At 40.8% G+C, this 12,347-nt stretch carries 15 protein-coding genes; 5 read left to right on the top strand and 10 right to left on the bottom strand.

The annotated features are described in order from the left end of the window. Positions 1–57: 57 nt before the first annotated feature. The 3 genes from ACE1CI_RS00455 to ACE1CI_RS00445 form a co-directional block, all read right to left on the bottom strand. Entirely contained in the window at positions 58–771 is a 714-nt protein-coding gene (locus ACE1CI_RS00455) for a hypothetical protein (protein ID WP_413264934.1), read from the bottom strand. Between the two features lie 70 nt (positions 772–841). Beyond that, a complete protein-coding gene (panB, locus tag ACE1CI_RS00450) occupies positions 842–1,615 on the bottom strand; it encodes a 3-methyl-2-oxobutanoate hydroxymethyltransferase (protein ID WP_413264933.1) in 774 nt (257 codons plus the stop codon). 139 nt (positions 1,616–1,754) lie between these two features. Next, entirely contained in the window at positions 1,755–2,906 is a 1,152-nt protein-coding gene (locus ACE1CI_RS00445; protein ID WP_413264932.1) for a ligand-binding sensor domain-containing protein, read from the bottom strand. A 258-nt stretch (positions 2,907–3,164) separates the two neighbouring features. Here ACE1CI_RS00445 and ACE1CI_RS00440 point away from each other — a divergent pair, with 258 nt between their 5' ends. The 3 genes from ACE1CI_RS00440 to ACE1CI_RS00430 all read left to right on the top strand — a co-directional run bounded on the left by ACE1CI_RS00440 (position 3,165) and on the right by ACE1CI_RS00430 (position 5,536). After that, positions 3,165–4,595 (top strand): ribulose-bisphosphate carboxylase large subunit, encoded by a 1,431-nt coding sequence (locus tag ACE1CI_RS00440; RefSeq protein ID WP_496615170.1) that lies wholly within the window; start codon positions 3,165–3,167, stop codon positions 4,593–4,595. Positions 4,596–4,740: 145 nt separating this feature from the next. Continuing rightward, the gene (gene rcbX / locus ACE1CI_RS00435) at positions 4,741–5,154 is read left to right on the top strand and encodes a RuBisCO chaperone RbcX (RefSeq protein WP_413264930.1); all 414 of its coding nucleotides are present in this window, start codon (positions 4,741–4,743) and stop codon (positions 5,152–5,154) included. A 46-nt stretch (positions 5,155–5,200) separates the two neighbouring features. Beyond that, positions 5,201–5,536: a ribulose bisphosphate carboxylase small subunit gene (locus tag ACE1CI_RS00430; RefSeq protein ID WP_413264929.1), complete on the top strand. Its 336-nt coding sequence runs from the start codon at positions 5,201–5,203 to the stop codon at positions 5,534–5,536. Positions 5,537–5,769: 233 nt separating this feature from the next. On the opposite strand, the gene ACE1CI_RS00425 is transcribed toward ACE1CI_RS00430, so the two are convergent. Further along, complete coding sequence (locus ACE1CI_RS00425; protein ID WP_413264928.1) at positions 5,770–6,690, bottom strand: hypothetical protein; 921 nt, start codon at positions 6,688–6,690, stop codon at positions 5,770–5,772. 107 nt (positions 6,691–6,797) lie between these two features. Beyond that, on the bottom strand, positions 6,798–8,069 hold the full coding sequence (locus tag ACE1CI_RS00420; protein WP_413264927.1) for a RuBisCO small subunit-like domain-containing protein: 1,272 nt from the start codon (positions 8,067–8,069) through the stop codon (positions 6,798–6,800). A gap of 257 nt (positions 8,070–8,326) precedes the next feature. Between ACE1CI_RS00420 and ACE1CI_RS00415 the strand changes: the two genes are divergently transcribed. Next, a complete protein-coding gene (locus tag ACE1CI_RS00415; protein ID WP_413264953.1) occupies positions 8,327–8,953 on the top strand; it encodes a Uma2 family endonuclease in 627 nt (208 codons plus the stop codon). 62 nt (positions 8,954–9,015) lie between these two features. Here the strand turns inward: ACE1CI_RS00415 and ACE1CI_RS00410 are convergent, their stop codons facing one another. After that, positions 9,016–9,216 carry a hypothetical protein gene (locus ACE1CI_RS00410; RefSeq protein ID WP_413264926.1) on the bottom strand — a complete coding sequence of 67 codons (201 nt, stop codon included), beginning with the start codon at positions 9,214–9,216 and terminating at the stop codon, positions 9,016–9,018. A gap of 60 nt (positions 9,217–9,276) precedes the next feature. On the opposite strand from ACE1CI_RS00410, the gene ACE1CI_RS00405 reads away from it, so the two are divergent. Then, positions 9,277–9,612, top strand: a complete 336-nt coding sequence (locus ACE1CI_RS00405) for a PIN domain-containing protein (protein ID WP_413264925.1) — start codon at positions 9,277–9,279, stop codon at positions 9,610–9,612. A gap of 272 nt (positions 9,613–9,884) precedes the next feature. Here the strand turns inward: ACE1CI_RS00405 and ACE1CI_RS00400 are convergent, their stop codons facing one another. The 4 genes from ACE1CI_RS00400 to ACE1CI_RS00385 form a co-directional block, all read right to left on the bottom strand. After that, complete coding sequence (locus tag ACE1CI_RS00400) at positions 9,885–10,373, bottom strand: PIN domain-containing protein (protein ID WP_496615169.1); 489 nt, start codon at positions 10,371–10,373, stop codon at positions 9,885–9,887. Positions 10,374–10,447: 74 nt separating this feature from the next. Beyond that, positions 10,448–10,570: a hypothetical protein gene (locus ACE1CI_RS00395; protein ID WP_413264923.1), complete on the bottom strand. Its 123-nt coding sequence runs from the start codon at positions 10,568–10,570 to the stop codon at positions 10,448–10,450. Between the two features lie 105 nt (positions 10,571–10,675). Further along, positions 10,676–10,972: a hypothetical protein gene (locus tag ACE1CI_RS00390; protein WP_413264922.1), complete on the bottom strand. Its 297-nt coding sequence runs from the start codon at positions 10,970–10,972 to the stop codon at positions 10,676–10,678. A 93-nt stretch (positions 10,973–11,065) separates the two neighbouring features. Further along, on the bottom strand, positions 11,066–12,316 hold the full coding sequence (locus tag ACE1CI_RS00385; RefSeq protein ID WP_496615168.1) for a DUF1232 domain-containing protein: 1,251 nt from the start codon (positions 12,314–12,316) through the stop codon (positions 11,066–11,068). Between the last annotated feature and the right edge of the window lie 31 nt (positions 12,317–12,347).

Raw genomic sequence — 12,347 nt, 5'->3', positions numbered from 1 at the left:
TAGGGACTAGGTACTGGGGACTGAGGAGTGAGGAATCAAGAAAAACGATAACTATAACTATTTTCTCGGAAATGCACGCCGATCTACTTGTAAACAAAATGTGTTCCAATCTGTTGGGAAAAATTCTGCATGGTGGACATTATGATTAATCAGTAACACACCATCTTCTCGGTTAGGATTGAGAGTAGCAATTGCCCGATCGCGTGGATATCCGTTTATTAATCCCATATCTTTATTTCCCCGTTTAGTAGAAATTTGACCATTCTTAAATAGTAAAATTTCCAGTCTCCACTCTTGATCTGCACATAATTGGTATTGACTATTTCTTTCACCACATATATAAATTCTAAAACTTGAGTTCTGTTGAGTTCTTATATTTTTTGAAACAGAATGTAAAATATCATTATGGAGTTTATATGCAAATTCAGCCACCTGATTTGCAACAGCTATTGCGTCATCTAAATTTAAATAGCGATAATCAAAATAACTAGTAAATTCATCAAAAATTCGGTTTTCCCAGTCAAACGGTTTCGATTCAAATAGCTGAATTAGAGTAGTAAATTCCTCTTTGGTGAAATTCACTCCATGTAAGCCTTTCCCACTATTCAAAAGATCGAATACTAATTTCCATCTGTACTTTGCTGAACCGTGTCTAGAGCTTAGGTGCAAGTCAAGTAGGTTAAATTGCTGAATGCTGGAGACTCCAAGGTAATCATCACAAAAAAATACTCGCTTGTCGAGTGTTGCCGGACGTTTTTTTGCAGTAATCATTGTTCATTTCTCCTTAGTTACTAGAGAATTATTTTGATAGTTATAGGTTTGAAAACACATTTGTCAACCTTCAAGGAAATTTTCGCTCTTTGACTTCATTGCTATAATTCTGTACTGCTTGCGTAATTATTTCTTGCAAATTTACATAAGCTTTGGCAAAAGGTGGCTGTTTGAGAGTCATTCCCAACATATCCGCAGTTACTAAAACTTGTCCATCACAGTGAACACCTGCGCCAATTCCAATGGTAGGAATTGAGAGTTTTTCAGTAATTCTTAATGCTAATTCTCCCGGAATATGCTCTAATACTATAGCAAAAGCTCCTGCTGCTTCTAAGGCGATCGCTTCACTAAAAATCCGCTCTCCTTCCTCAGTCGTTTTCCCCTGTTGCCGATATCCTAATTTATGTACAGATTGCGGCGTTAACCCAACATGACCTAAGACAGGAATTCCCGCTTGAGTTAAGTAGGAGACTGTTTGCGCGATCGCCGGATATCCCCCTTCCAATTTTACCGCTTGTACTCCCGTTTCTTTCAGAATTCTTCCTGCCGATCGCATCGCTTGTTGCGGACTTTCTTGATAACTTAAAAACGGCAGATCGCAAACTACCAAAGCTTTTTTCACACCCCGACGCACAGCTTTAGCATGATGAATCATTTCCTCAAGAGTAATTGGCAAAGTAGTTTCATAACCTAAAGCTACCATTGCCAAAGAATCACCAACTAAAATCATATCTACCCCAGCTAAATCCAACAACTGAGCGATCGCATAATCCCAAGCTGTGAGCGTTACAATTGAACGCCCTTGCTGTTTATATTGAATTAGTTGCTGAGTCGTGAGTGCCATTAGAAATAAAAGTTTTGAGTTTTGAGTTTTGAGTTTTGAGTTAGTAATTTAGAAAGTTTTGACTTTTGAGTTTCCCTCATCTCCCCATCCCCCCATCTCCCCACCTCCCCACCTCCCCACCTCCCCATCTCCCCATTCCCTACTGGCGACTAAAACCACGATGGGCGGTAGCGGAACCTGTATCTACACTTACCCAAGCTAAACCTTCGCTTGTACCCACCCAAAGTTTATTGCCTGTATCTGGTGAAAGGGAAAGGACTCTAGCAGCGGGTAAACCTGTCACTTGACCAGCTAATCTACCTCGGTATGGGTCGTAGCGAAATACACCATTATCTGTACCGATCCACAGACTACCCAATTCGTCAACTGCTAAGGCTGTAACATTGCGCTGGCTAAATTCTGGAACTTCACGGAGCACTCTGCCATTAAGAGGATCGAGTTCAATTAAACTGCTTGGTGTTCCCACCCAAAGACTACCCCTAGTGTCTAAAGCTAAAGCTTGTACGGTAGTACCTGGAAGATCCTTAACATCACCAATGGGGAAAGCACTGGCAGTATCAACTCTGACTAACCCATCTAATGTTCCTACCCAGAGTTGACCTTCAGGATCGAGACTGAGAGCGTTTGCACTAACGCCGCGTAATTTTTGCAGAGTGGTCATTAATAATCCTTGGTCAGGACTAATTAATGCTAAACCGCGATCGCCTCCCACCCACAAATAGCCACGTTTGTCAATTAACAGGGACAAAACTCTTTTAGAAGGTATTACATAATTTTGCGCGGTAATTTCGTTAGTCCGGGGGTCTACTCGTTGTAAACCCTGATAAGTCCCTACCCAAATTCTACCTACTTTATCTGCTGCTAAAGCACCGATCGCATAATCAGGTAAAGCAACTCTAGCTAAAATTCTCCCTGTATTAGGATCGATTCTGGCTAAACCTCGCCAAGAACCTACCCAAAGACTACCAGTGTAATCTGATTGCAGAGCTCCGACTCGATATTCTGTTTGGGGAGCAGGTAAAGGTTGCACTGGTAAAGGTGCTACTCCCGGAGGTGGTGCCCCATCCATATAATATGGAACCGATCGATCGACAGAAACAGATTGAGCAAATACACCAAAGCTGCTTTGAGCCAGAATTACTCCTAACAAGAGCAAGCTTAAGCTGAACCCTTTACCGAGAAAGGCAGAGGGACAAGGGGACAAGGGGAGTAGGGGACAAGGGGAGTAGGGGAATTTTTGTTTTTTGCCTTCTGCCTTCTGCCTTCTGCCTTCTGCCTTCTTAAGCATCATTTCCTCACCCAATGTTTTACGTTGCTTTCTACTTTAGTCTGGGAAAAAGTGCGATCGACAGGCAATCAACTAAACATAAAATGTAACTTTTTGCATCAATGTTGCAACAAAAGTTTATACATCGAATCATAATATAACTTAAGGTTATGAAAATCTAAAAAAAAATTGAAGTTTAAAGAATACATTTCTTGATATAGTTTAAAACGACAGCCAAATAAGGCAGATAAAAATTCAAGTCATTCCCAGGAACAGTAGATTATGTCTTACGCTCAAACTAAGACTCAGAGCAAATCTGGGTATCAAGCAGGGGTAAAAGATTACAAGCTTACTTATTACACTCCAGATTACACACCAAAAGATACAGATATTTTGGCTTGCTTCCGTGTCACGCCTCAGCCCGGAGTTCCACCAGAAGAAGCAGGCGCTGCGGTAGCTGCTGAGTCTTCTACTGGTACATGGACAACAGTATGGACTGACTTGTTGACAGACCTAGACCGCTACAAAGGTCGTTGTTATGATGTCGAACCAGTTCCTGGTGAAGATAATCAATATTTCTGCTTTGTTGCTTATCCTCTAGATCTGTTTGAAGAAGGTTCTGTCACCAATATGCTTACCTCTATTGTAGGTAACGTATTTGGTTTCAAAGCACTGAAGGCACTGCGTTTGGAAGATATGCGGATTCCAGTTGCTTACCTGAAGACCTTCCAAGGCCCTCCACACGGTATTGTGGTTGAGCGTGACAAGTTGAACAAGTATGGTCGTCCTTTGTTAGGTTGCACGATCAAACCAAAACTCGGTTTGTCTGCGAAGAACTATGGACGTGCGGTTTACGAATGTCTGCGCGGTGGTTTGGACTTCACCAAAGACGACGAAAACATTAACTCTGAGCCATTCATGCGCTGGCGCGATCGATTCTTGTTTGTACAAGAAGCGATCGAAAAAGCACAAGCAGAAACAGGCGAAATCAAAGGTCACTACCTGAACGTTACCGCCCCCACCTGCGAAGAAATGATGGAACGGGCAGAGTTTGCTAAAGAAATCAAAACCCCCATCATCATGCACGACTACCTAACAGGTGGTTTCACTGCTAACACCACATTGGCTAAATGGTGCCGTCGCAACGGTGTATTACTACACATCCACCGCGCGATGCACGCTGTAATCGATCGTCAACGGATTCACGGGATTCACTTCCGCGTATTAGCCAAGTGCTTACGGATGTCTGGTGGTGACCACTTACACTCCGGTACCGTTGTAGGTAAGCTGGAAGGCGAAAAAGGCATCACAATGGGCTTCGTTGATTTGATGCGGGAAAACTACGTTGAAGAAGACCGCTCTCGTGGTATTTTCTTCACCCAAGACTGGGCTTCCATGCCTGGTGTAATGCCTGTTGCTTCTGGTGGTATCCACGTATGGCACATGCCAGCGTTGGTAGAAATCTTCGGTGATGATTCCTGCTTACAGTTCGGTGGTGGTACTCTCGGACACCCCTGGGGTAATGCTCCGGGCGCAACCGCTAACCGTGTAGCATTGGAAGCTTGTATCCAAGCTCGTAACGAAGGTCGTGACCTGATGCGTGAAGGTGGCGACGTGATCCGCGAAGCTTGCAAGTGGTCACCTGAGTTGGCTGCTGCTTGCGAACTGTGGAAAGAAATCAAGTTCGAGTTCCAAGCCGTAGACACCCTGTAATAATTTTGGATTTTGGATTTTAGATTGGCGATTTTTTGGGGATGTTTAGATCTGACAACATTTTTTGTTGCTCAGCAGGAATACCTAGTCTAAAATCTAGAATCTAAAATCTAAAGTCTAAAATTTATCAGGCTGGAGTCACGACATGGACTTAAAAAAAGTTGCGAAAGACACAGCTAAAGTGCTGAGTAGTTATCTAACTTACCAAGCGCTGCGGACTGTAATGGCTCAGCTTAGTGAAACGAATCCTCCTCTAGCGTATTGGTTGAATGACTTTGCCGCTAGGAACAGTGTTCAAGATGGAGAAGCGTTTCTAGAAGCGTTGCTGCATGAAAAACAGGATTTAGCTTTACGGTTAATGACCTTGCGACAGCATTTTGCAGAGGAAGTGACAGACTTTTTACCGGAGATGGTTCGCAGTAATATTGAGCAAGCCAATATGGAACATCGGCGCGGGCATTTAGAGCGAATCACGCAACTGAGCATTTCGGACTCCAGTAGTTATCCAGAACAGGAAAGGGATTCTTCTGAGCAAAATTGGGATAATTCCGATCGCTAATTAACAGTTTTCCAGACATTCGTAATTTAAGGATTTTTTCACAGCCATGCAAACTTTACCTAAAGAGCGTCGTTTCGAGACTCTTTCCTACTTGCCACCTCTCTCTGATGCTCAAATTGCCCGCCAACTCCAATATATTTTGGATAATGGTTTCATTCCTGGTGTAGAATTCAGCGAAAGCTCTGCTCCCGAACAGCACTACTGGACAATGTGGAAGTTACCTTTGTTCAACGCTACCAGCACCAATGAAATTTTGAACGAAATCAAAGCTTGCCGTTCTGAGTATTCCAACTGCTACATCCGCGTGATGGGTTTTGATAACGTGAAGCAGTGCCAAGTTCTTAGCTTCATCGTTCACAAACCAAACAGCAGCAGATACTAATTTCTGCTATTGCGTAATTAAATAATTACAAGTTTTAAGTAGGGGTAATTTTTAAATTGCCCCGATTTTTTATTGGCTAATATAGTAACCATTAATTACAGCAAATAATTGAGGTCGAACTATGAGAGGAATTGTACCGAAGATTTTGCCTCTGGAAAATGGCGATCGCCTAACTCGCATAGCATTGGAGGCGATCTGTATTACTTGCTTGTAAGTGCGATCGCACTTTTTAGTTAACCTCCAAATCTTTCTAGCAATTCCTCACGGGACAATTGCAATAATAAAGGAGTAAATTCTTCGGGAGGGAAAGTCAAAATCGAGTCAATTAAAGTAGATAGTTCTGTATCTAATTCTCCAAATTTTGCTCTTAATAAATTCTCCACTACTAAACGCTCTCCCTGTTCCATACCTTGCTGAATACCTTGCTGAATACCTTGCTGAATGCCTTGTTGTTCCACCTGTGCTAACTTTTCTTGCCACAAAGGTTGTAATCTCATAATTAACTCCCGATCGTCTGCATCTAAAGTTTGATTAACGTTTAAATTTTCTTGTAATTGATAAAACAATTCCAAGATTCTTTCTCGCCATACATTGTCTGCTGGTAATGCTTCCAATTCATCAATTGCTTGTTGTTGTACTTTTTTCCTTCCCAATATTCTCAGCCAAAGTGTTTCTGGAGTTTTGGGTAATTGATGAATTACTACAATGGCTGTTCTTAAATAATAGGGAAGAAAATAAACTCCTCCACCCCAATTTTCCTCTAGTATAGCGTGGAATCCTTCTAAGATAGAGGTTGAAGCGGTAGGAGTAAGAATCCATAAGTAAGGTAAGCTGATGGGTTCATTGGGTGCATTTTTCCGCTTTGCTTGTCTTTGAATACTTTCTCTAACTTCTAATGCTTTCAGGAGACAACTACAAATTTCATCTGGATCGACGGGATTGCGAAAAGGTTCAAAGATTGCAGATGTTTCTCCCAATTTTCCCAATAATCCTAAATCTTGGGAAAGGGTTTCGGGGGAAGTATTGGGAATGAATAGTACATCGATTTCTCTTGTCTCTGATAAAACTTTTTGATCTGGTTTTACTTGTCCGTAAGGAGTTAGTAATTCCTCTAGATAATCTTTGGCAAATTGATCGTGGATAAAGCGAGTCATTATTGGAGATGTGGAAAATTTGGTAATAATCAAAAGAAATACGATCGCTCCTCCATCATCTCACACTAAAAGGAGCGATCGCTAACACTAATTAAAGCCGAAATAACTTACTTATTCGGGCGATGAATTATTGTTTCCACCATGCGTCGTTTTGCTTTTGGATCGATACCAACTAAACGCACATATTCGCCATTATGTTCAGCTAAAGATGATTCTACAGCTGCGATCGCCTCCGATTCTTTAGTAATTGCCGAATTAGTACTCTGCCAAGAATTCATCCGAAACCGTCGTTCATCTACATATTCTATTCCCAAACGATAACCTTGTGCCAAAATTTGTCGCACTTGTTCGAGAGTTTCAGAATTCAACTTATTGCCAGAAGCATGACCATTGCCATTGCCATGATTACTATTAACAACCTTGGCATTTTCAGCTTTTGGCTGTTCTTTTTGTGGTTGAGGGCTAATCGTCACATTTGGCATAGTGTTGCCACTTAAACGACGCAACACATTGTACTCTTGCACCAATCTTAAATCCTGAATTCTTTGCTGTTCTTGCACCATGAAAGTACCGAATTCAATTAAGCGAGATAAGCTAAAATTAGGCTTTTGAAAAACTGGTGGGCCTTCTAAACTATTTACCACACGAGAGGAGACTTTATCAAAACCAACTTCATGAATAAATTGGCGAATTTGTTCATCGTAAATTCTCGCTCTCAAAGCACTGAAAAAGTCAACTGATTGATTAAGGAAAGTATCAACTAACTGTTCGATTTCTCTTTGAGAAAGTTTATCTTCTGAGAAAATACCACCCACAATGCCAATCTTATCTTCGCGGTTTGGTTCCCAGTAAAACTTCTCCATTCGCCCATCTCTAATTAATGGCGCATAGAGAGTAGAAAAGTCATTTCCAGTAACAATAATTGGCACTCGATGTAAAGGCGTTGCGTCATAACTTCCGGGAAGTTGTACGTTAGTTGGATTATCAGCAATATTCATCAGTGTAGCGTTGACTAACTGAGTATTTACTGTGTATTGAGTGCCTTCATCAAATCTACCTGCACCAGCATCCAAATCGTTAATCATTAAGGCAACCATTTTGCCTCTTACTTTAATTAATTCAGCTGCTTCTCGATAGCGTAACCGAATTAAACGCGCTGGATCTCCGGCATCTGGACTTTCTAATTCGCCGCCAGAAATGTGAATTGCTTCGATACCCATGCGTTCAAAAACTAATTCACATTGAAAGGATTTTCCTTCTCCTTTACGTCCGTGAATTCCTAAAATTAGCGGAACTCTTACCCCTGGAATATCGAGAAAGTTTTTGGTGATATGAACTGCTAATTTGTCAAGAAACTTGGGAGAGATATAGTAAGCCATTGGTCTGTTTTTTGTGTTTGCGATCGCGCAGCGTGCTGTTAGTAAATCACGCCATTTGCCCTTTATTAAAATTTTATAACAAATCGTCTAGTTGGGGAGAGTTGAGTTGAGAAATTTTGCATCGTGAAGATGTGCTTGGCGGAAAAAGAGAAGGAGAGGTGCGATCGACACAGAGATTTATGAATAAGTACGATCGAGAGATAATTGAATTTGAAATTAGATTACAATAATAATTGACTAAAAAAGAAGCCTTTGCTATGACACAAGCTATTCCCAAAAAAGTCACATTTGACGAGTTCATCGCTTGGTATCCAGAAAACTCAGAACATCGCTATGAATTGCACAACGGGGTAATTATTGAAATGCCAAAACCAACAGGCGAACATTCAGAATTAGGAGGCTTTCTCTCCTACAAATTAAATGTTGCAATTGAAAATCAAGGGTTGAACTGCTTTGTACCGAAAGAATGCGTAGTTAAACCTTTTCGTGACGAGTCTGGTTACGAACCAGATATTATTGTTTTGGATCGACAAGCTGTAGCTAATGAACCGCGTTGGGCAAAAGAATCTATTATTACAATGGGTTCGTCAGTGCGTCTTATTGTAGAAATAGTCAGTACTAATTGGCGCAATGATTATTTCGTCAAAGCTGGAGATTATGAAGAAATGGGAATTGCTGAATATTGGATTGTTGATTATTTGGGTTTAGGTGGTAGGCGATTTATTGGTAATCCGAAACAGCCGACTTTCTCAGTTTATCAATTGGTTGAAGACGAGTATCAAGTTAGTCAATTTCAGGGTAACAATCCGATTCAATCACCAGGATTTCCTAACTTTAATTTAACTGCTGAACAAGTTTTTCGATCGGGATTGCAGCCAGGTTAGTTTGGAAGCGATCGCACCTTCCGAGATTTTAGCAAGTACACTCAAAGAAAGTCTACCAATTGTCATCGATCGCGCACCCAACTAAATACTTGCATAGCTGTCAAATCTAACATTATGTCCGGTAATACAGGTAAGAGATCGCTATTTTTGAGCAAAGAAATCCGACCATCAGGTAACAATATTAATATCAGCTGTTCTGTAGGATCGATCAACCATCCTAGCTTTGTTCCCTCATTCAAGCAGATTTGAATGAGGGCAATCAATTATGAGTATTATAATTTCCGATGAAACTTTAGGATTCTGGTGAAACAGATCCAGCTACATTGGCAATTCAAACTTTAGATTGGATTAAGTGCCAATCTATTACTAATCAATCTTTACTACAAAAGTTGCAGATTAATCTCGATCCAGGTGAAGCAGAAGCAATTACATTAGCTGTGGAATTAAAAGCCGATCGATTGATTATTGATGAAAGACGAGGCAGAAATGAAGCAATCCAACTGGGTTTACAAGTGAGTGGATTATTAGGAATTTTAATTGCTGCTAAACAACAAGGTTTGATTTCTTTGGTACAGCCAATTTTAGATGATTTGAGAACTAATGGGTTTTGGATTCACGATCGCCTCTATGCAGAAACTTTGCAGTTAGCTGGAGAATAGGAGAACGCGATCGCATCCACATAAAGAGTGCGATCGCCTCTCAATAAAAAAGTCAAGAGCGATCGCATTTACAAGCATCATCGAGCGCGTACCCAATCAAACACTTGTAGTATTAGACCAGCGCTTTATTGGGAGTTTTACAACTTTCCGCCCGCTGGCAATTTGCTTCTTTCGCAAATCCTCAAATATTGCCTTGAGGTCATAATTAAAGGATTTTGCGTATTCTTCTCTGTACTTGTGGATCTCTTCCAAAATTGGGTCTTTGTACATCGCTACTTTCCTAGAGGCTCAATTGTCATGAACTCGTAAGGCGTACAAACAAATGGTAGCTTATATCCAAGATCGCGGCTAATCTCTGATAATTTTCGTTGGATCTGAGAATTTGCCATGTGCTTGCAATTCCAACTTAGCAAGTAGTTTAAGCCATAGACTGTTGCCAGCGCCATGTGTAAAGCATCGTTGGAGGTTTTAGGAGGTAGATTACTCTGTCGTAGAAATTCTTCTGCGAGATCGGTGGCTTCTTCGGTTAAATCCAGAAAGGTTAAAGATTGTAACAGATTCAGTCGTTGAGCCGCGATCTTTGGATCTCCCCTTTTTGCTTCATCTTCAACAATTTCTGAGGTATAAAGCGCCAGTGAGCTACTGTACTCATCCCACCAGTCTTGAGTGATTTTGATGTTGGCAGCCAGAATTAGATTGTCTGTAGATCGAGCCGTCAGGTAGCCGAGAATGCTGGTTTCAATGTAAACGGTTTCAGTCATCTGGGTGCGCGATGGTGAAGACTTGATTATGCCACAAAAGAAGATGCTTTACGGGTCTCTAAAGCATCCTCCGATCACAAGTGGCGAGGCGATCGCCTATCTATAAAAAAGTAAGGTGCGATCGCATTTACAATTCCTGTCGATCGCTCTTTGGGTGAAAAAAGGTAAAGTGCGTTAGCGTAGCGTGCCGTAGGCATATCGCCTCTCAAATAGAGTGGTAGGGTGCGTCAGATTTTTAAGTTAATTATCTAATCAATAATTTGATTATTTGACGCACCCTACAGACTGCTAACTAGCATTTCTTATTTAAGCAAAAAGGTTCCGATCGCTAATGTTGTCCCCTCTTTCCAAGCTATTTCAGCTACTTTATCAAGAAAATCAAACATCGGCTTGGAAGCATAAAATGGTTTAATTCCCAAATCTTTAACTTTATATTTTCTGCCTATTTGTACATTTTCTGGTATACTTTTAATACCTAATTCTTGGATTCTAATATTTTTAATCCAGAACTCTTGGCAAAAAATTGGTGGATTATCATACAAAGCTGCATACACTTCGTTATCTTGCCTAAAAAACTTTATTTCATGAACGTAAGCCATTAGCGGCAGTCTCCCTATTTATTGAAGTAATATTGAAATTTAGACGATCTTTTATTGAGTCTATTAATATAAATAAAAGAGCGCCGTGAATTTTCAAACGCTATCGCCAAACCATTCTCTCATTTTCTGTTGAGCAGATTTTTTAGCTTCGTCAACATTCATACACATGGCGACTGTAGCTACGGCTGCTGTTAATACAGCTAAGTCATCTGTAAATCCTACACCCGGAAGCAAGTCTGGAACTGCGTCTATTGGTGATATAAAGTAAGCTAACGGTCCAAAGAGTAGCACTTTTTCTTTTGCTGGAATGTTTGGATCTTGAACAGCATAGAAAACAGTTAAAGCCGATTCAACTACTGTCTTTCCGGCTTGTGATGCCAAACTTCCTAATCTTTCCCAGAAAACTTCATCAGAGTAGGTCATTGAAAGTTTATATAGATCAGATCCCTCTTCTGATGTGGAAAAAGAGTCAATAGGAACGCCTACTTTTTTGAGCTTTGCAGTAGCCTCTTTTATGGAGTTAGTTGCATATTCATCATTTAAACTGCGAGCGCGTATTTCTCCCATTTTCTGTACAAATGCGTCTATAGCTTTGACTTGTTCGTGGGCGATTCCAAGTTCTTTTTGCGCTAATTCAATAGCCTTTTCTTCTCCTGTATGAAGAACTTTGTCCACCCAAACAATGTTAAAAATATAGAACATTAAACCAAATCGTAGCTTCTCATCTGCTTTAGATAATTTTTTAAGAGACTCTTCTAAATCAGGTGGAGAAACAGAATAACTTTGAATTTGCTGTTTGGCAGATTTTGACATATTTATTATGTCTGGGCTACTTAAAATAAGACTCAACTCTTCTGCATCAATTGAGCCATCTGCTGCTGCAACGGCGAAAAGCGCTCCATAAAAAGCTAGAGAATCATTTTCTGAAAAACATACCCAATTTCGTATAGCTTTGTTAGCAGCACTTCCCGCATTTATGACTGTTTTTGCTACGGCTTTACTTGCTTGCGCTGTAGCATTGCCAACAGTTTCTCCAGCTTTAGCTGCGGTGTCTGTTACAATTTGGGTAGCTTGTGTCGCAGAATCAGTAATAGTTTTTCCTGTTTTTGCTACGGCTTTACTTGCTTGCGCTGTAGCATTGCCAACAGTTTCTCCAGCTTTAGCTGCGGTGTCTGTTACAATTTGGGTAGCTTGTGTCGCAGAATCAGTAATAGTTTTTCCTGTTTTTGCTACGACTTTACTTGCTTGCGCTGTAGCATTGCCAACAGTTTCTCCAGCTTTAGCTGCGGTGTCTGTTACCGCTTGTGTAGCTTGTGTCGCAGAATCAGTTATGGTTTTTCCCAAATCTGCTGCTGACTTAGTAAGTGATTCCCAA

The organism is Floridaenema flaviceps BLCC-F50 (assembly GCF_041929275.2).
In the GTDB taxonomy this organism is placed as follows: Bacteria; Cyanobacteriota; Cyanobacteriia; order Cyanobacteriales; family Aerosakkonemataceae; genus Floridanema; species Floridanema flaviceps.
This window is presented reverse-complemented; position numbering and strand designations above follow the sequence as displayed.